Annotated in this window: 13 protein-coding genes; 5 read left to right on the top strand and 8 right to left on the bottom strand. The window is 73.5% G+C overall.

What is annotated here, in order from left to right; translation table 11 throughout:
- Positions 1-18: 18 nt before the first annotated feature.
- From ACY34K_RS23725 to ACY34K_RS23740, 4 genes are all read right to left on the bottom strand, one after another.
- The gene (locus tag ACY34K_RS23725) at positions 19-1,119 is read right to left on the bottom strand and encodes a sugar ABC transporter substrate-binding protein (protein ID WP_462750374.1); all 1,101 of its coding nucleotides are present in this window, start codon (positions 1,117-1,119) and stop codon (positions 19-21) included.
- Positions 1,116-3,566 (bottom strand): SpoIIE family protein phosphatase, encoded by a 2,451-nt coding sequence (locus ACY34K_RS23730; RefSeq protein WP_462750376.1) that lies wholly within the window; start codon positions 3,564-3,566, stop codon positions 1,116-1,118. The genes ACY34K_RS23725 and ACY34K_RS23730 overlap by 4 nt, the downstream gene beginning before the upstream one ends.
- 126 nt (positions 3,567-3,692) lie before the next feature.
- Positions 3,693-4,070 (bottom strand): VOC family protein, encoded by a 378-nt coding sequence (locus ACY34K_RS23735; RefSeq protein ID WP_462750378.1) that lies wholly within the window; start codon positions 4,068-4,070, stop codon positions 3,693-3,695.
- A gap of 75 nt (positions 4,071-4,145) precedes the next feature.
- Positions 4,146-5,204: a M28 family peptidase gene (locus ACY34K_RS23740; RefSeq protein WP_462750380.1), complete on the bottom strand. Its 1,059-nt coding sequence runs from the start codon at positions 5,202-5,204 to the stop codon at positions 4,146-4,148.
- A 137-nt stretch (positions 5,205-5,341) separates the two neighbouring features.
- Between ACY34K_RS23740 and ACY34K_RS23745 the strand changes: the two genes are divergently transcribed.
- Together ACY34K_RS23745 and ACY34K_RS23750 are read left to right on the top strand one after the other, a co-directional pair.
- On the top strand, positions 5,342-6,082 hold the full coding sequence (locus ACY34K_RS23745; RefSeq protein WP_462750382.1) for a PP2C family protein-serine/threonine phosphatase: 741 nt from the start codon (positions 5,342-5,344) through the stop codon (positions 6,080-6,082).
- Positions 6,083-6,155: 73 nt separating this feature from the next.
- Positions 6,156-10,235: a hypothetical protein gene (locus ACY34K_RS23750; protein WP_462750384.1), complete on the top strand. Its 4,080-nt coding sequence runs from the start codon at positions 6,156-6,158 to the stop codon at positions 10,233-10,235.
- Here the strand turns inward: ACY34K_RS23750 and ACY34K_RS23755 are convergent.
- From ACY34K_RS23755 to ACY34K_RS23765, 3 genes are all read right to left on the bottom strand, one after another.
- Positions 10,161-10,883, bottom strand: a complete 723-nt coding sequence (locus tag ACY34K_RS23755; protein WP_462750386.1) for a Kelch repeat-containing protein — start codon at positions 10,881-10,883, stop codon at positions 10,161-10,163. The two genes, ACY34K_RS23750 and ACY34K_RS23755, sit on opposite strands and share 75 nt — an antisense overlap.
- A gap of 167 nt (positions 10,884-11,050) precedes the next feature.
- Positions 11,051-12,718 (bottom strand): SulP family inorganic anion transporter, encoded by a 1,668-nt coding sequence (locus tag ACY34K_RS23760; protein WP_462750388.1) that lies wholly within the window; start codon positions 12,716-12,718, stop codon positions 11,051-11,053.
- Positions 12,719-12,868: 150 nt separating this feature from the next.
- Positions 12,869-13,495 carry a carbonic anhydrase gene (locus ACY34K_RS23765; RefSeq protein ID WP_462750390.1) on the bottom strand — a complete coding sequence of 209 codons (627 nt, stop codon included), beginning with the start codon at positions 13,493-13,495 and terminating at the stop codon, positions 12,869-12,871.
- Positions 13,496-13,759: 264 nt separating this feature from the next.
- Here ACY34K_RS23765 and ACY34K_RS23770 point away from each other — a divergent pair, with 264 nt between their 5' ends.
- The 3 genes from ACY34K_RS23770 (at position 13,760) to ACY34K_RS23780 (ending at position 17,862) form a co-directional block, all read left to right on the top strand.
- Positions 13,760-14,464: a response regulator transcription factor gene (locus ACY34K_RS23770; protein WP_462750392.1), complete on the top strand. Its 705-nt coding sequence runs from the start codon at positions 13,760-13,762 to the stop codon at positions 14,462-14,464.
- The gene (locus tag ACY34K_RS23775; protein ID WP_462750394.1) at positions 14,461-16,146 is read left to right on the top strand and encodes a sensor histidine kinase; all 1,686 of its coding nucleotides are present in this window, start codon (positions 14,461-14,463) and stop codon (positions 16,144-16,146) included. The genes ACY34K_RS23770 and ACY34K_RS23775 overlap by 4 nt, the downstream gene beginning before the upstream one ends.
- Before the next feature lie 81 nt (positions 16,147-16,227).
- The gene (locus ACY34K_RS23780; RefSeq protein WP_462750396.1) at positions 16,228-17,862 is read left to right on the top strand and encodes an FAD-binding oxidoreductase; all 1,635 of its coding nucleotides are present in this window, start codon (positions 16,228-16,230) and stop codon (positions 17,860-17,862) included.
- Positions 17,863-18,001: 139 nt separating this feature from the next.
- On the opposite strand, the gene ACY34K_RS23785 is transcribed toward ACY34K_RS23780, so the two are convergent.
- Positions 18,002-18,670: a potassium-transporting ATPase subunit C gene (locus ACY34K_RS23785; RefSeq protein WP_462750398.1), complete on the bottom strand. Its 669-nt coding sequence runs from the start codon at positions 18,668-18,670 to the stop codon at positions 18,002-18,004.
- Positions 18,671-18,674 lie beyond the last annotated feature (4 nt).

The following is an 18,674-nucleotide window of genomic DNA, read 5'->3' on the forward strand; positions in this document are numbered from 1 at the left end:
CGCGGCGCGGCACTCCGCCTAGGGGATGAGACCCGCCTTCTTGCAGGCGTCCGCGAACTTCGGCGTACAGATCTGGGCGATCGTGTACATACCGTCCTTCACGACGGTCTCCCTGATGTTGTCGGCGGTTACGGCGATCGGCGTGAGCAGGACCGAGGGGATGTTCCGGGTCGTGGCGCTGTTCACCCTGCTGGTGGCGACGGAGGTCACGGGCTCGCCGCGGACCAGGGCGACGGCCATCCGGGCGGCGGCGTCCGCCTCCAGGTGGAACGGCTTGTAGACGCTCATGTACTGGTCGCCGGCGACGATCCGCTGCACTCCGGCGAGCTCGGCGTCCTGCCCGGTGACGGGAGGCAGCGGGGTGATCTTGGCCGACTTGAGGGCCGAGATGATGCCGGAGGCGAGGCCGTCGTTGGCGGAGTAGACGCCGTCGATGTTCTCGGCGCCCAGGGCGGCGATGGCGCCGGCCATGTTGATGTGCGCGTTCACGGGCCGCCATCCGGCCGTGTCGTAGGCCTTTCCGATCTTCACCTTGCCTTCGAGGGCGGCCAGCGCTCCCTGCTTGAACCAGGCCGAGTTCGGGTCCGTCGCGGCACCGTTCATCATGACGATCTGGCCACCGCGGGCCTTGTCCCCGAGCGCGGCCAGCAGCGCGTCGCCCTGGAGCCGGCCGACGCGTTCGCCGTCGAAGGAGACGTATCCCGAGATCGGCCCCTCCACGAGCCGGTCGTACGCCACGACGTCGATACCCGCCGCCCGGGCCCGCTCGACCGACGAGCGCAGCGAACGCGAGTCGACGGAGTCCAGGATCATCACCCGGACCCCCTTGGTGATCATGGCGTCGACCTGTTGCTGCTGCGTCGCCACGTCGTGCTGCGCACTGGCGAACTCGACGGTGCACCCCGGGCACAGCTCGGCGATCCGCCGCTCGATCAGGGGCCGGTCGAACTTGTCCATCCGCTCGGTGTTGTCCGGGAGCAGCAGACCGATCCCGAGGCCGTTGCCGACCGCCTGCCCGTCCGACTCCTCGACCTGGGCGGCCTTGCCGCAGGCGGCCAGGCCCGAGGCCAGGACCAGCGCGGTGAGCAGGGCGGCGGTCCGGCGCGGTCGTGTGTTCATCTCTCTCGCCTCCCGGCGTCGCCGAGCTGCTCGCGCGGGGAGAGGGCCACCTCGCCCCACACCTGCTTGCCGCCGCTGAGCGGCACCGATCCCCAGGACGCGCACATCGCCTCGACGAGGAGGAGCCCCCGCCCGCCGGTCGCCTCCCAGTCCACGCTGCCCGCCTTGACCGGGGTGCGGGGGGACGCGTCGTTGACGGCGATCCGCAACCGGTCGCCCGCCAGCGTCAGATCGAGCCGCACCTCGCCCTGGGTGTGCGCGATGGCGTTGGTGACGAGCTCGGAGACGACCAGCAGGGCGACGTCGAGCTCGTCGACCACTCCCCAGGAGCGCAGGGTGCGCCCGGTGAAGCGGCGCGCGTGCATGACGGCGTCCGGGAGCCGCCACACGGCCCACCTGGCCCGGATCGGACGTACCCGCATGCCGTCGTAGCGCATCAGCAGCACCGCCACGTCGTCCTCGCGCCGGCGCGGACTCGCCACGAGCTCGTCGGCGACCCGGCCGGGGTCGGCCACGTCGGTGGCGCCGAGCACGTCGCGCACGGCGCGCAGACCGTCCTCCAGGCGCAGTCCGGCCGATTCCACCAGCCCGTCCGTGAGCAGCGTGATCAGGGTGCCGGGGGCGAGCCCGATCTCGGTCATCGGGTACTCCGCGTCGGCCATGACGCCGAGCGGTGGCCCGCCCTCGACCTCCGTCTCCTCGGTGGTCCCGTCGGGAAGCCGCAGCAGCGGCGGCAGGTGCCCGGCCCGGACGATCCAGGCGAGCCCCTCCTCCATGTCCAGATCCACATAGCTGCAGGTGGCGAAGAGATCGGTCTCCATTCCGACGAGCAGCCGGTTGGCGTGCGCGACGACGACATCCGGCGGGTGGCCCTCCACGGCGTAGGCGCGGATCGCCGTACGCATCTGGCCCATGATCGTGGCGGCTCCGGCGCTGTGCCCCTGGACGTCGCCGATGACCAGCGCCACATGGCCGTCGGACAGCGGGATGACGTCGTACCAGTCGCCGCCGACCTCCAGGCCGACGGTCGCGGGCAGATAGCGGGCCACGGCCACGCCGCCGGGCAGCTCCGGCAGCTTGCGGGGAAGCAGGCTGCGCTGCAGCATCGTGGCGAGCTCGTGCCCGGCGTCCAGCGCGTGGGCGCGCATCAGGGCCTGGCCGACCAGGCCGGCCGTCGCGGTCAGCAGAGAACGCTCCTCCGGCCCGAACCGGTGGTCGGTGTCCCATCCGACGATGCACACCCCGACCATGCGGCCGTCGGCGGGCAGCGGCAGCACGGCGAGGCCGCCGGGGCCGATGCCGGTGAGGCCGGGTTCGAGTTCGGCGCCCGGCGGCCACAGGCTCACATGGCCCTCGCGCACGGCGCTCTCCAGCGTGGGCAGGGTGTGGCTGGAGGCGTCGGGCCACTCCGAGCGCCATTCCGAGCGCCACGACTCGGGCCAGTCGTCGGGGTCGGGCGGGTCGAGGACGGTGACCACCAGCCGGTCGCCCTCCAGTTCGGCGACGGCCACCCTGCTGGCCTTCAGCGGTTCGCGCAGCGAGGTGACGACGACCCGGCTGACGTCCCGGATGGTGGTCGCGCCCGCCAGGGAGGCCGACAGCCGCTGCACGAGGGACACCTCGTCGGCGCTGGGCCGCAGGTACGAGGCGTCGCCCACCACGCCCAGCATGCGCTCCGGCCGGCCGTCGGCTCCGGTCAGGACCCGGCACCGCAGCCCCAGCCAGCGCAGCTCGCCGCCCGGCCGCCGGACCCGGAAGGCCAGTTGCTGGTCGGTGGCCCGCCGGTCCGGCTCGACGACCGACATCAGCGCGGCGATGTCGTCGGGGACGGCGCATGCCAGCAGGCTCTCCACCTGCCCGTCGAACGCCTCCGGGGGGATGCCGAGCAGATCGAGTACCGGGGCGTCGACGTCCATGTGCCCGGTCGCGAGGGTGAGGACGAAGGCGCCGCCGCGGCGCGGCAGCAGGGTCGGGCCGGGGCGGCCGACCGTCTCCGTACGGACGGAGACCCGGGCCGCGACGGCCTCGAGGCCCGCGGCCGCCTGGTCGGCGTAGAGCTCCAGCAGCGCGCGGTGGTCGTCGGCGAAGCCGTCCGAGGCGTTCCGCACCACCAGCAGACAGCCGAGCAGCCGAGCCTCGCCACCGAGCGGCAGCGCGCCCAGCGAAATACCGTCGGACCGGCCCGTGCGGTCCAGTACCTCGATGGCGCCGCCGGGGCCGCCCACGCCGTAGGGGGCGAGCTCCTTGGCGCTCAGCCACAGGGGCCGGCCCTCGCGACAGGCGTCGGCGACCGGTGAGCGTCCCGCCAGGGCGTACGCCGAGGGCATTCCGTACGGCGCTCCGGCGTCACCGACGACCTCGGCCAGGTGGAGTTCGTTCCCGCTCTCCGTCAGCACGTAGACAGCGGCAAGCTCTACCCCACAGGACGCAAAGATCTGCCCGGTCAAAGCGTGCACCGCCTCCGCGCGCGGCTGGCCGCCGGCAAGGGCCGCTGTTCATTGCCTTTACCCCATGCTGCTACGTTTCGGACCGGAGCAGCCAGTCCGACCCGCATCATCCGGGTTTATACAGATTTATTCGGGCTCTTTCAGAACGGACAGGATGTTTCCGGCGGGATCGGTGAACCACGCGATCTCGGGGCCGCCCTCGGCGCGGACGATGCCCTTCTCGTCGGCCTCGAACTGCTCGTAGCGCTCGAAGCGCACCCCCCGCCCGCCGAGCTCGTCGACCGCGGCGTCGATGTCGTCCACGGGGAAGTTCAGGATCGTGAAGGTGGCCGGGGTGTGATCGTCCTTGGGGTAGACGAAGATGTCCCGGTCCCCGGCGATGTGCAGGATCAGCATCCCGTTCTCCTCGGAGACCCTGATCCCGAGTGTCTCGCCGTAGAACTTCCTGGCGGCCTCGATGTCGTTCACGGAGAACCCGCTGAACGCCTTCGTCGATCCGAACATGCTCACCTCCGGGAGTGGACGCACGTCCGGCCGGGCGGCTCCACGTGCCGGACACTCCCGGCCGGGCTGTCGTGGTCAGTGTCCTCCGGAAGCCGCGGACGCGCCTGACGGCCAGCACGCGGTGGTGGCCGCGGTCGCCACCGCCACCGCCGTCAGCCGGGGGTGGTCGAGGGTGTCCGGGGTGTCGGTGGGCCGGTGGTAGTGGCGATTCCGGAAGTTCGCCGTACCGGTGAGCATCATCGCCGGAATGCCCAGGTTCCAGAAGGCGGAGTGATCACTGCGGTCCAGATGGGCCATCGGGGGGACGGCGAGGCCGAGGAGCGCGCCCCGCGGCCCGTCCGGACGGGGGTCGCGCAGCATGACGCACGGCAGGTCCACGGCCCGCGCCGCCGCGCACCACACGGACGCCGCGGCCTGCGTGGAGCGCCGGTGGACCACCAGGGTGAAGTCGCCCCGCAGGCCGGCCGAGCGGACCTCGGCGGCCACGGCGGGGAACGCCGTGTCGAAGCCGATCGGCATCGTCTGTGTTCCCGGGCCGGTCGCGAAGAAGCCGACCGACTCCAGGCAGATCATGCCGGCCACCCGCCGGGTGCGGCGCAGCCGCCGGGCCGCGACCCGGGCCCCGATCAGGCCCAGCTCCTCCATGTCGAAGACCATCAGGGTCACCTCGGGCGGCCGGGGCAGGGCGGCGAGGAGCCGCGCCACCTCCAGCAGGGCAGCCACTCCGGAGGCGTTGTCGTCGGCGCCGGGGCTGCCGTCGACCGTGTCCAGGTGGGCGCCGACGACCACGGTGGGACCGGGGCGCGGCTGAGCGGTGCGGCCCGCGGGCGGCTCGGCTTGCAGGTTCGCCCCCGTCAGCCTCGGGTGCAGCCGGAACTCGAGCGGCAGGGCCATGTGGCCGCGGCGGTCGGTGGAGCCGAGCCGCCAGCGCACGTCGAACGGCTGCCGCTCGGTCCGCCAGCCGGCCGCCGTCAGCTCGCGGACCACATGGGCCTCGGCCCGCCGCATGGCCTCCGGGGCGCGGGTACGGCTGCGCGGGCGGTCGGCGAGGATCTCCACGTCACGCCGCAGGCGCAGCGGATCGGCGCGCCGGGCCAGCTCGCCGGCCAGCGCGGTCACGTCCGTCGGCAGCACGGGTCCCACCGCCTTCCCACCGCTCTTCGGTCCTGGCACCACGGTGCGCCTCCGCCACGGGGTGCGCCTCCGCTCACGGCGCGACAATGGGGGGTGAGGAGCATGCCTGCCGGAGCGGGAGAGGCGGGGCGATTCGGGTGCCGTACGTAGCCGTGACCGCGCTGAGTCATGTGGGACTGGTCCGCGAGCACAACGAGGACAGTCTCGTCGTCGGGCCGTGGACGCTCTGCGGCACCGTGACCGAGAGCCCCCAGACACTGGTCTTCCCGCTCGGCTCCCCCGTCGTCGTCGCGGTGGCCGACGGCCTCGGCGGGCAGCCGGCCGGTGAGGTGGCGAGCGCCCTGGTCGTCCGCCGGCTGGCGGCACTCGGCCCGGTGCTGGACGACGAGGAGGCGGTCGTCGGCGCCCTGGACCACTGCAACCGGGCGGTGTACTCGGCCGCCGGCGGCAGTCCCGAGCTGTTCACCATGGGCACCACGGTCGCGGGTGCCGTCGTCCTGGCGAAGTCCGTGGTGGCGTTCAACGTCGGCGACAGCAAGGTGTACGACGCCTCGGGCGACGAACTGCACCAGGTGAGTGTGGACGACAGCCCGATTCCGGAGCCCGGGCGGCGCACCACGTCCACGGTCCTGCAGACGCTCGGCGGGAGCGCCGCGTACACCGAGGTGCTGCCGCATGTGGCGACCGCCGCTGTGGGCACCGGCGACCGGTTCCTGATCTGCAGCGACGGGCTGACCGACCCGGTGCCCGACGACGAACTGTCAGCCCTGCTGCGGGTGTACGACGACGGCCGGGCGGCCTTCGAGTTGTGGAAGGCCGCCATCGAGGCCGGCGGCCCGGACAACATCACCCTCGCGGTGGTGCGGATCGGCGAGTGAGACCGGCCGGCCGCCTGTCAGTGGCGGCCCGTAGGGTCGACCCGAACGATCACCACGACGGGGAGAACGACCTATGGGCCGGCGTGTCGAAAAGAACGGCTACACCGCGGAACTGACGGACGATCTGGACATCGTCTACCGCAACCCGCGCGGAAGGCGCCTCAAGACCTGCCCGGACGGGATCGTGGGGGCCCCGGATCTGGACACGCTGCTCGACGCGCGCCGGGAACTGCGCAAGCACCGCGACGCCTGCCGTGTCCGGGCACGGGAGTGGGCCGGGGCGGGGACGGCCGTGCCGCGCGCGCTGGCGGACTCCGACCCGTGGTGGCACGAGGCCCTGGAGGCCGAGGGTGTCCGGCTCACCGAGGAGCTGGGCGAGGGCGGCCTGTTCGTCCGCGTCTACAGCGGGTGGGACGGGCACACCATGGCCCTCCCGATGCCCGAACACGTCGTCCCGTACCGCGATCTGCTGATGCGCGCGGAGGGACTGGAGCCGGAAAGCCTGTTCTCCACCCGCATACCGGACCTCTCGGAGGGTGCTCTGCCCTTCCCCGAGCGGGTCGTCGCGGCCCACCCCGGCCGGGAGGAGACGACGATCGCCACGCTCCGGGCGCTGGCCAGGGAGACCGTCGACTGGGGCCACCCCTACAAGAAGGACGTCGACGGTGTGCTGAAGGGGCTGGAGGACACCGAGCCCGCCGTGCTCATCACCTTCCTGGACGAGATGGCCGACTTCGCCCTGCGGAGGGAGGAGCCGGCCACGGCGGCCGCCTGGTTCGGTCGCGCCCGCGCGGCCGAACGGCTTCAGGCCCGCAAGGTCGACAAGGCGTGGCTGCGCGAGCGCTATCTGCGCTACGCCGGGGAGGACGCGCTGCCGGCCACGGTCCTGCGGGCCTGGGCACGTGAGCTGACCACCTCGGGGAAGGCGACCGCGTCGGATCTCTCCGGCTTCCGCGACGTGGTACTCCGCCGCTTCCGGGCTTCCCGGGAGGTGTATCCGCAACTGCCCGCCGACATCCGCAGGATCGCCAGGGCCGCCGGCCGGGACCCGGAGGAAGAACTCGCCGTCCTGCTGCGGGGCGTCCTCACCGACGGCGGGCCGTCGCTGTACGACGACAAGTTCTGGGCCGACTGTCTGAAGGGACGGGCCCTGGAACTCCTGGCCGATCAGGGGCCGGAGGCGGTCCGGCACGTACTGGCACTGCGCCCGGTCCGGTTCCGTGGGGGCCAGGAGGTGTGGCCGCAGCTGCTGGAGCGCACGGGAGCGTTGGCCCGGCTCACCGGCGAGGCGCCGGGGGCGGCCCCCGGGGAGGCCGCGGCGTGGCTGGCCGACTGCGTGCTGAAGTCCAGCGACCGGCCGGGCCCCTGGCCCGTTCTGTACGAGCTGGCCGAAAGCCTGGCGCCGAAGCTGGCAGCGGACGGGGTGCCCGTGGAGTTCCGCTACTGGACCGTGGGAGAGCGGGTCGCGGGGAAGACTCCGCTGGACCTGATCGACGTCCTCCTGGAGCACGGCGCCCCCGTCGCGGACCCGCCCGAGCTCCTCGGGCCGTGCTACCTGAACAGCCTCCACATCGCGCGCCGGCCCGAGCTGAAGCACCTGCTGGCGGACGAGCGTTTCGCGCGCGAGCTGCGTGCCCGGCTCCGCGCCGAACTGGACATGACCGTCCAGGACCGGGCGTCCAACAGCTGGTACGAGCCGCACCAGACCAATGGCTGGCACGAGCTGCCCGCACTGTTCGACAACCCCGTCGGGCACGAGGAGGTGCGCTCCTGGTGCGACCGTGAGCGCGCCCGGCTCCGCGCGGGCGTGGACCTGCGCGAGCTCGCCCTGCTGCTCGGCCGTTTCGTGCACGCGGGCAAGGCGGTGGACCGGCTCCTCAAGGACCCGGCCGCGGCGGCCGAGTTCGCCGCGGTGGACGTCATGCCGCTGTTGATGGCCGAGCTGCCCGAGGGTGTCACGCGCGCGCGGGTGGAGGAGCTGCTGCCTTCGCTCACGCCCGCATACGTCGGCGTCAGCAACCGATCCGCCGGTCCCCATCACCGGCCGATCGCCGAGGCCCTGCCGGAGCTGTCGGCGGCGGACCTGGACCGGGTCTCGTACGCCCTGGTCGTGGCGGTCAACTGCCGCGCGGGCCTGGAGCGGCTGGTCCGGCGCCTCAGCCCGGACGAGACGGAGGCACCGGCGGTGCCCGAGGCGCCGCAGGAGGACGACGAGACGCGGGTGGGCCGCCGGCTGAGGGAGCTCGCCGCGTCCGGCACCCCCGTCTGGGAGGGCGATCTGACGCGTCCGAGCGGCGAGTTGGACCATCGCCGCGTCTCCTTCCGGTTCCGGCCCACCCACGCCGACGCCGCGGCTCTCGCCCTGACCGTCGCGTCGTCCACGAGCGCCTCGGCGGTCGGGCGGCGGGCGGCCGAGGCACTGGTGACGTACGCGCGGTATCCGTTCGTCACCGGGGAGCCCGGCCGCTGGCGCGTGGTCCACTGCGACCTCCCCCACGACCGGCCCGATGTCCGCCTCCCGGTCGGCGGACAGCTCTTCAGGACGGCCACGTCGGCCGCGTACGTGATGGACCACGGAGCGCTTCGGCACCGCCGGACGCTGTGGGAGTACGCCCCCGACGGGGTCTTCCCCGAGGAGGGTCCGCTGGCCGCCGCGGGAGCGAGGCTCACCGGCGCGTATGTGCTGGAGCCGGTGCGGTCCGGAGACTGGTTCGCCCGCTTCGCCGAGCTGTTCGCCACCCACGGCTTCCCGCCGGCCCGCCCGGAGCTCGCCCGCGCGTTCGCCGAACGGCTGGGCCTCTCGGTCGCGGAGGCGACCGTACTGCTCATGGCGTACGTTCCCGCCGCGCCCCACCAGGTGACGGGGCTGAAGGCCGACCGCCGTGAGAGCAGGTCCTTCGACCTCGGTCCGTGGGGCATCCCGAGGAAGGAGGCCGATCGTGCCGTGGCCGACCTGCGCTCGGTGCTCGGGCCTGAAGCGCTCGCGACGCTCTACGACAAGCTGCTGCCGGACGACCCCGGGCAGCTGTGGAGCACGGGACCCGATGTGGAGCGCGCCGCGGCGTGGTGGGTGACCGAGCTGGGCGACCCGCTCCCGGTCCCCGCCGCCCTCCTTCCTCTTCTCACCAAGGAGACGGCACCGCCGACGGGGGAGGCCGCGCTGCCGCGCGGGACGCAACGCGACCGTGCGTTCTGGTGGCCGGCCCTGCGGCTGCACGCGCTCACCGGCCGCGTCGCCGCCGGTGCGGACTGTCTGACCACCACCGGGCCGGGCCCGGTGGCGGAGCCGCCGCTGCTCGCGCTGCCGAGGCTCACCGCCTGGTTCGCCCACCGCACCCCGGCCGGGGATCCTCAGCGCCCGGCGATCGGCGCGGCGATGTCCCGGCTCCGCGAGGAGCTGGCCGCGGGACCGGGGCCGCTCACGGTGTTCTCCCTGCAGAGCAACTACCTGATGGGCGCTCCCCCGTCGACCGATGCCCTGACCGCGCACCCGGCGGTCACGGAGACGGAGGACGCGGTGTACGACATCCGTCATCTGCGGGTGGATCCCGCCCTGCTCAAGGGCGCCGACGATCCGCTGCTGGACTCGCTGGACACGTACCTCGACTCCGTCCTGCCCTCGCAGTGGCTGCCGGGGCCCTGGGGACTGCCCGGAGTGGCGGATCTGCGGCTGCTGCTGAGTGACGACTTCGCCGCGCTGGGGGAACATCTGGCCAAGGACGCGGGGCGGGAACCGGGCTGGGAGCAGCACCCCGCGCGATCGGTGCCGCATCTGGTCGAGGAGTGCGCCGCTTCCACCGGGCTGGGTGAGGACGCCGCGGCGCTCTATCTGATGCTTCTCGCCCTGCCGGATCCGACGGACCGCAACGTCAAGACGTGGACGGACTGGAAGCCGGCTCGCTTCAAGACGGCCGTGGCCGAACTGGGCGCATCGGCCCTCGTGGTGCGCGCGGACCGGCCCCGATCCGGGCGCACCCTCTTCGCGCCGGGCCTCTGGCAGGAGCGCAAGCCGCCGCGCCTGCCCGTCGAGGCCTCGAAGCTCTCGCTGCTTCCGCTGGCGGCGGAGCACCGGTCGACGTCACACATGGCGGCGGTGCCGTCCGTTCCACTGCCGGTGCTGTTCACCCGCGCGTGGCAGCGTCGTCGGTCCTGACGCGGGTCGGCGTGGTGCGGGGCGGGACTTCCGGCGGGAGTCCCGCCCGGGCACGGCCGGCTGCCGGGACGCGGGGTCAGCGCACCGTGGGGAAGGGCTTCGCGGCACCTCCGGCGGGCGGCTTCGCCGGGGTGGTCCGCGCGCCCGTGACGTCGAAGGACGTGACGTCGGCGCTGGGGGCCCGCCGGCCGTGCCTCCGACGGCGTACAGGCAGCTGCGCTTCAGGTCCTCGGTGCAGGGGGCGGCGGTGGCGCCGACGCCGAAGCAGGGCCTGGGCAGGGCGGGCAGGACGGACCAGGCGCTGCCGTTGGGGGTGAACACCTCCATGGTGGCGACGGTCGGGGTCGCGGCGGCCGGGGTCGCGACAGATAGCGAGCCGCCGACGCCGTACACACAGGTGGTGACGCGGCCGGGATCGGTGGCGGGCGCCGGGCAGGGGCCCGAGGCGACCCCCATGCCGCGCCGTGCGGACGGCACCGGGGCGAGCTTCCGCCACTCGTTCCTCGCCGGGCTGAAGACCTCGACCGTGCCGAGGGGTTCGGCGGTGGCGACGCCGCCGACGGCGTACACACAGCTGCCGCGCAGGCCTTGGGCGTTCCGCGGGCAGGGTGCGTTCACCGCCGCCGTTCCCGAGCGGCCGACGGTCATGGCGGGCAGCTCAAGGAATGACACTCGAGGGGACAAAAAGGGTGTTCACGGTCATTCAGTCATCCCTGTGCGCGACACGCGGAGGGAGCGGCCACCAACGATGCAGGGCCCAAGGTGTGTTTCGAAAGTCCCGTCCGGCCGGGGCCCCGCCCTCCGGGCGGACGACGCTACTTTCGAAACGCGCCCTGGTCCGGTCGGCCGGTGGTCCCTCGCCCGGTCGGGAGCAGCAGTTCGACGCGCATGGTGCCGGTCTTGCGCTGCTGGGCGACGAACTCGTCGATCTGGGTCCGGCAGGCGTGGTCCAGATGGGTCGTCGCCGTCAGGTCGAGCCGGATGCGGGGCGTGCCCGCGGCGGCGAGGGTTTCGAGCGCCTCCAGCAGCTGCGGGAGGCGGACGAAGGTGGCGCTGCCCGTCATGGTCAGTTTGGCCGTCTCCCCGTCGTTCGAATGCCGCAGTGTCGTCCGGGACATACGCAGGACGGCCAGCAGGATGCCCGCCGCGAGGCCGATGAGGACGCCTTCGAGGAGGGCGGTGACGAAGATCGCGAGAGTGGTGACCCCCATGACGACGGCTTCGCCGCGGTCCTGCTTCCAGAGCCGGGAGAACTGCTCGGGGGCGAAGAGCTTCCAGCCGCTGTGGACCAGGACGCCGGCGAGGACGGTGATGGGGATGAGCGCGAGGAGGCCCGGCAGCAGGAGCGCGAAGGCGAGCAGCCACAGGCCGTGCAGGGTGCGGGAGAGCCGGGTCCGCGCACCGGCCTGGACATTGGCGGAGCTGCGTGCCACGACGGCCGTCATGGGCAGGGCGCCGAGCGCGCCGCAGACGGTGTTGCCCACGCCCTGGGAGAGCAGTTCGGTGTTGTAGCGGGTGCGGGGTCCGGTGTGCATGCGGTCGACGGCGGCGGCGGTGAACAGGCTCTCCGCGGAGGCGATCACCGTGAAGGTGAGCACGGTGGCGATCACCGCCGGGTCCGCGAGACCGGCGAACTGTTCGGGGCCGGGGAGATGGACCGCGCCGAGGAGGTCGCCGACCTGGAGTGTCTTGATGTCCACGCCCGGCAGGGCGGCGACGCCCATGCCCAGCACGACCGCGACGAGCGCGGCCGGGACCTTGGCAGCCGGCCCGGGCACCTTCTTCCACAGGAAGCTGAGGACCACGGTGGCCGCTCCCAGCGCGGCGGCGACCGTCGCGCCGGTGTCACCGGCGGTGGAGCCGATCAGCGCCGGAAGCCCGAGGAGGTTCTCCACCGGGGTGCCCGGTGCCTTGGAGTCGGCGAGGACGTAGGACTGCCCGATCATCAGGGGGAGGCCGATGCCGGCGAGCATGCCCTGCACCACCGCGACGGAGATCGCCTGGAACATGCGGCCGAGCCGGATCAGGGCCAGGGCGATCTGGAGGATGCCGGTGGCCAGGACGATCACGCCGAGCATGACGAGGCCGTGTTCCAGCACGGCTTCGGCGACGAGTGCCGCGAGCCCCGCGGCGGGTCCGCTGACCTGGAGCGCGCTTCCCCGCATCAGGCCGACGACGAGACCGCCCACGATGCCGGACACGATGCCCAGTTCGGCGGGTGCCCCGGAGGCCACGGCGACGCCGATGCACAGCGGCAGGGCGACCAGGAAGACCACGAAGGAGGCGGTGATCTCCGTGGCGAGACGGGCGCCGCGCAGCTCGGCGGCGAGGCTGGGGGCGGCGGGCGCGGAGGAGGCGGACCGTCCGGCGGGGCGCGCGTGCCGGGCGCGCTGCTTCGGCGCCTTGGCCCGGGAAACTGCCTCGCCGGGCGCGGACGGGGGGTGGGAGGGTGCGGGGGACGGGGTGAGGGGCGGGGACGACATGCGGGGGGACTCCTTGGTCTCTGCCGACGGCCCGGGCCGCGGGTGCCCGGGGCGTGAGGATCCGTTGCGCTCGCCCGCCGCCGCCCGCCGCCGCGGGCGGGGTGGGGCGGCGCGCGGGAGTGGGGGGTGGCGCGGGCGGGGTGGGGCGGATCAGTGGGGTGCGAAGGAGCCGTCGTCGGCCAGCTCGTGCAGGACACCGGTGTCGACCTGGTAGTACCAGCCGTGGAGCCGCAGTTCGCCGGTGTCCAGGAGGTGCCGGACGACGGGGTACGTGCCCAGCGTCGCCAGCTGGTGCATCACGTTGAGCTGTACCAGCCGTTCGAGGCCGTCGGTGTGGGCCGGTGCGTCCCCGGTCTCCTCGTGGGCCGCGTCCGGGCGGGCGACCAGTGAGTCGCGGACGAGCGAGAGCCAGGCGTCGACGCCCGGCAGGGACGACAGGTCGTCTCCGGAGGCGAGCGCGTTCATCGCGCCGCAGTGGGAGTGTCCGCAGACCACCACGTCCCGGACGCCGAGGACCTCCAGCGCGTACTCGATCGTCGCCACCTCTCCGGACACGTCGCCGGCCCAGCGTGGCGGAACGATGTTGCCGGCGTTGCGGAGCTCGAAGATCTCGCCGGGTCGTGCTCCGGTGATCAGCGCGGGCACCACGCGGGAGTCGGAGCAGCTGATGACGAGGGCCTGTGGGGACTGGCCGTCGGCGAGGCGCCGGTAGTAGTCGCCTTCGGCACCCGCGACCCGCTGGTGGAAGGAACGGGCGTGGTCGAGAAGGGCCTTCATGGTGTCCTCCTGGGGGGTCGTCGCGGGCGGCCCGGCACGGAGCGGCGCCCGCGAAGCGTGCCGACGACACTAGGAAGGCGTTTTCCAGGCGAAGGCCAGCGAAGGGTGAGCGCGAGCCCAGGAAACGACCAGAACTTCACCACGAGCTGTGAGCTATCGCTCAAGGCCTCGCCTGAACGGACCCGAGCCCCGGCCCCGTTGTACGGAACGAGGCCATCTGTCATGGCCTGTACGGGAGTTGACCGAAGGACGGGAACACAACGCATGCGGGTGCTGCTCATCGAGGACGACGACACCATCGCCGAGCCACTGGCCGAGGGGCTCTCCCGTTACGGCCTGGGCGTGGAACGCGTCGCCACCGGAGGTGCCGCGCTCGACCGGTCCTTCGGGGACATCGTGCTGCTGGATCTCGGGCTGCCGGACATGGACGGCATCGACGTCTGCCGCCGCATCCGGCAGGTCTCGGACGTTCCGATCATCATGCTGACCGCCCGGGGTGCGGAGGCGGACCGGGTCGTGGGCCTGGAGATGGGGGCCGACGACTATCTGGCGAAACCTTTCAGCATGCGGGAGCTCATTGCCCGGATCCGTGCGGTCACCCGCCGTACCGCTCCCCCGCCGGCCGCGGCGGCGCCCTCCGGGCCACCGCACAACGAAGGGCAGCCGGCCGGCCCGCAGGCGCTCGGCGCCCTCGTGGTGGACCGGCGTACACGCCAGGCCTGGGTGGCGGACGCCCTGGTGGCCCTGTCGCCCAAGGAGTTCGACCTGCTGGCCCTGCTCGCCGAGGACCCGGGTGCGGTGTACTCCCGCCGGCAGATCATCGACGAGGTGTGGGACCCGCACTTCCACGGCCCGACCAAGACGCTCGACGTCCATGTGGCGGCCCTGCGGCGCAAACTGGGCGACCCGGGCTGGATCCACACCGTCCGGGGCGTGGGATTCCGCCTCGTCGTCCCCGCGACGTCATGATCCGGCGCCTGCTGCTGAGCCATCTGACACTGGCCCTGCTGGTCCTGCTCTGTCTGGAGGTACCCCTGGGCTTCCTCTACAGCCGGTCCGAGGAGCAGCGTGTCACCCGGACCGCCGAGGACGAGGCGGACGAACTCGCGGCCTTCGCGGCCGTCTCGTTCGAGAGCGCCCCGGCCGGGGTCCGGTCCGAAGCCCTCGACCGGCGCGTCGCACACTGTGCCCGGCGGGTGGGCGGGGAGGTGTTCGTCTTCGACGCGGAGGGCCGGCTCCGGGCCGGGTCGCGCCCGCTGTCGCCGGCCGAGGCCCGGGACATGGCCGGCCGGCGGGAAGTGCGGACGGCGTTGCGGGGAGAGGCCGCGATCGACGTACTGACCGGGGCGGGCGGCGGTGTGCGTGTACTGTCGGCCGCCGCCCCGGTGCCGCTCGGCTCCTCGTACTTCGGTGCCGTACGCGTCACGCTCTCCACCGGTCCGGTGCGGCGCCGGGTGCACGGCGTGTGGCTGACGCTGGCGCTGGTCGGTGTGGTCACGCTGACCGCGGTGGCCGGGGTGGCGTTCGCCCTGGCCCGCTGGACGAGCCGGCCCATTCTCGAACTGGAGCGGGCCACGGCCCGTCTCGCGGAGGGTGATCTGTCGGTCCGGGCGACCCTGGCCACCTCGACGGGGCCGCCGGAGGTGCGCAGGCTGGCGGTCACGTTCAACGAGACGGCCGCACGGCTGGAGCATGTGGTGGAGTCCCAGCGGGCGTTCGCCGGCGAGGCGTCCCACCAGCTCAAGACACCGCTGGCGGCGCTGCGGCTGAGGCTGGACAACCTGGAGCCGGACGTGGCCGACCACGCCAGGGCCGGTCTCACGGCCGCGATGACCGAGACGGAGAGGCTGGCCCGGATGGTGGAGGGGCTGCTCGCCATGGCCCGCCTGGACGAGCGGGCCGTCGCCCGCGAACCGGTCGACCTGGACCGTGTCGCCCTCGACCGCGTCCACACCTGGGCTCCCCTGTTCGAGGAGCGGGGCTGCCGGCTGGCGCTCGGGGTCGAGACCGTGGGTCACGCACTCGCCGTACCGGGCGCCGTGGAACAGATCCTGGACAATCTGCTGTCCAACGCACTGCGTGTGTCCCGGCCCGGTGCGGTGGTGCTGGTGGACCGCCGGCTCCCCCGTCCGGCGCGCCGGTCGGCCCGCGAACTCCGCTCCGGCTGGGCGGAATTGCATGTCATCGACGAAGGGCCGGGGATGCCTCCCGAGCAGCGCGCCCGGGCCTTCGACCGGTTCTGGCGGGCTCCCGGCGCACCGGTCGGCGGCACCGGTCTCGGTCTGGCACTGGTGCAGCGGCTCGCCGTGGCCGGCGGCGGGCATGCCGCGCTGGAGGAGGCCGCGGGGGGTGGTATCGACGCGGTGGTGCGGCTGCCCTCGGTCCCCTCGCGCGGGGGGTCGGGCCCGGCGGCCGGGCTGATGGAGGGGCTGCTGCAGTGGCCGGTCAGAAGGGCCGTCGGCGCGGCCCGTCCCCGGCTGCGCACCAGAGCCCACACCGCAAGTCCCCCTGCCTCCACGTCCACCCACACCGCAAGTCCCCGGGCCTCCACGTCCACCCCCGCCCCGGCCGCCTCTGCCTCTGCCGCTACTTCCGCCTCCGCCTCCACGGACTCTCCACACCGCCGTCGCAGAACGCACCCTTCCCCGTAGGCGCCGCGACGCAACCACCGCCGCCTCCCCACCCTCCTCCTCTCTGCGAGGGGACAACAACGGAGCAGCGAGGAACAGCCGATGGACGAGACCCGGGGGAACGGGACGGCAGCGGGCGGGAACGTACCGGCGAACGGCGGGGGAACGACCCGTCGCCGGGTTCTGGGCGGGGCCGCGGCCGCCCTGTCCGGAGCACTCGTCGCGGGCGTCTCGGGCGCCCGGTCGGCGAGCCCCGCGTCCGGGACGACGGCCGCCGCGGCGGGAGCGGCCGGGGCGGGCCGCCCGCCTCGCGCCGGGGACTGGGCGGCGCTGGGCCGCGGGCTGGACGGCACGCTGGTGCGCCCTGGTGACCGTGACTATGACGCGGCGCGGACGCTGTTCAACCCCCGGTTCGACGCGGTGCGGCCGGCCGGGATCGCGTACTGCGCCCGGCCGGAGGACGTGAGCGAGTGCCTCGCGTTCGCCCGACGCCACCAGGTGCCGGTCGCGGTGCGCAGCGGCGGCCACTCGTACGCGGGCTGGTCGTCCGGTCCGGGCCTGATCGTCGACGTGCAGAGAATGGCGTCCGTCTCGCTGACCGGGGGCACCGCGAGCATCGGCGCCGGCGCCAAACTCATCGACGTCTACGCCCGGTTGACCGCCCGGGGCAGGACCGTCCCGGCCGGATCGTGCCCCACGGTCGGCGTCGCGGGACTCGCGCTCGGCGGTGGCATCGGCGTGGTCAGCCGGGCGTACGGACTGACCAGTGACAGCGTGACCGGCGCCAGGATCGTGACCGCGGACGGACGCGTCCGGGACGTCGACGCGCGGCGGGACCCCGATCTCTTCTGGGCGCTGCGGGGCGGTGGCAACGCGCAGTTCGGTGTGGTCACCGACCTGCGCATGCGCACCCACGCGGCACCCGAGTGCACCACGTTCTTCCTGAGCTGGCCGTGGTCGAAGGCGGCCGCCGTGGTACGCGAGTGGCAGCGCTGGGCGCCGACCGCGCCCGACGCGATCTGGGCCAACCTGCATCTGGCCGCTCCGGTCGGCGGAAGGCCCGGTTCGGTCCGGGTCGGCGGTCTCGCCCTCACGGGCCGGAAGGACCTGGAGAACCGCCTGGACCGGCTCGCCGACGCGATCGGTGCGGCGCCCAGGTCGGAGTCGGTGCGCACGCGCCCCTTCATGGACGCGATGAAGGTGATGGGCGGCGTCTCGGGTTTCACCCTCGCCCAGTCGCACCAGAAGGGCACCCTGCCGGGCCGCGACCCGCAGGGCCGGGTGGCGCGCGAGTCGTACGCGGCCCGCTCGGACTTCTACACGCGCCCCGTCCCGGCCGACGGGATCAAGGCGCTGATCGCGCGCGTGGAGCAGCTGGCCAGGCTCAGTGGTGGCGGGGCGGGGAGCATCGCCCTGGACGCGATGGGCGGCGCGGTGAACCGGGTACGGCCCGCCGACACGGCGTTCGTGCACCGCAACGCGCTGTTCCTGGCGCAGTACATCGTCTCCTGGCCCGACCGGGCGGCCGCCGCGACGGTGGCCCGGCACCGGGCGTGGCTCGACGGCACGCACGCGGCGATGCGCCCCTGGGCCAGTGGGCAGGCGTACCAGAACTACACGGACCCGGCCCTGCGGGACTGGCGGCGGGCCTATTTCGGGGCGAACATCGACCGCCTGGCCAAGGTGAAGGCGGCCTACGACCCGGGCCGGCTCTTCCGCCACCCGCAGTCGTTCTGACGGCTTGATGCCCGGCGGCGCTTCCGGGGGCACCCGCCGTCGTAACGACCAGCCCGGGCCCGCCCCGCCACAGGCCCGCGGCAGCCCGAGCCCGTGGCAGCCGCGCCCGTGGCAGCCCGCGCCTGGGGCGGGGCGGACATCAGCGTTGGGTCAGTGCCCGCAGCGCGAGGTTGAGTTCCAGGACGTTCACCCGGGGCTCACCCATGAAGCCGAGCGTCCGGCCCTCTGTGTGGGCGTCGACCAGCCGCTCCACCTGGTCCGCCCGAAGGTGGTTCCGCTCGGCGACCCGGGGCGTCTGGAGCCGCGCGTACTCCGGGGAGATGTGCGGGTCCAGGCCGGAGCCGGAGGAGGTGACGGCGTCGGCCGGCACGTCCTCGGGCCTGACCGTGTGGGTGACGGTGGAGTTGTCCCTGACGACGGCGGCCTTGGCGTCCTTGACCCACTGGATGAGCTCGGCGTTGTCGCCGGAGCGGTTGGTGGCCCCGGAGACGATGAGCTGGTACTGGGTGTTGACGCTGTTGGTGCCGAGGCCGCCCGCCGGGCGCGGCTGGAACCACCTCAGGTCGGGGCCCGGTGTCTGTTCACCGGCGGTGGGCGGCAGGTCGTAGCGCTGGCCTGTCAGTGCGGAGCCGACGACCTCGCCACTCGGGTCCCTGATCTCGGAGCCGTTGGCCTTGTCGTGGAACAGGCCCTGGGCGATGCCGGTGACGGCGAGCGGGTACAGCACGCCGCACACGAGGGTGAGGACGAGCAGGGCCCGCAGCCCGGCCCCGAGGAGCCGTGCGGTGTGGGGTACGGAGTGGTTCATGGTG

The sequence above is a fragment of the Streptomyces sp. STAM6 genome, assembly GCF_054963715.1.

Excerpts from the sequence above, each read along its gene's own strand:
- ACY34K_RS23725 (WP_462750374.1), bottom strand. The coding sequence starts at position 1,119 with ATGAACACACGACCGCGCCGGACCGCCGCCCTGCTCACCGCGCTGGTC.
- ACY34K_RS23780 (WP_462750396.1), top strand. The coding sequence starts at position 16,228 with ATGGACGAGACCCGGGGGAACGGGACGGCAGCGGGCGGGAACGTACCG.
- ACY34K_RS23765 (WP_462750390.1), bottom strand. The coding sequence starts at position 13,495 with ATGAAGGCCCTTCTCGACCACGCCCGTTCCTTCCACCAGCGGGTCGCG.
- ACY34K_RS23750 (WP_462750384.1), top strand. The coding sequence starts at position 6,156 with ATGGGCCGGCGTGTCGAAAAGAACGGCTACACCGCGGAACTGACGGAC.
- ACY34K_RS23760 (WP_462750388.1), bottom strand. The coding sequence starts at position 12,718 with ATGTCGTCCCCGCCCCTCACCCCGTCCCCCGCACCCTCCCACCCCCCG.
- ACY34K_RS23770 (WP_462750392.1), top strand. The coding sequence starts at position 13,760 with ATGCGGGTGCTGCTCATCGAGGACGACGACACCATCGCCGAGCCACTG.
- ACY34K_RS23735 (WP_462750378.1), bottom strand. The coding sequence starts at position 4,070 with ATGTTCGGATCGACGAAGGCGTTCAGCGGGTTCTCCGTGAACGACATC.
- ACY34K_RS23785 (WP_462750398.1), bottom strand. The coding sequence starts at position 18,670 with ATGAACCACTCCGTACCCCACACCGCACGGCTCCTCGGGGCCGGGCTG.
- ACY34K_RS23755 (WP_462750386.1), bottom strand. The coding sequence starts at position 10,883 with ATGACCGTCGGCCGCTCGGGAACGGCGGCGGTGAACGCACCCTGCCCG.
- ACY34K_RS23775 (WP_462750394.1), top strand. The coding sequence starts at position 14,461 with ATGATCCGGCGCCTGCTGCTGAGCCATCTGACACTGGCCCTGCTGGTC.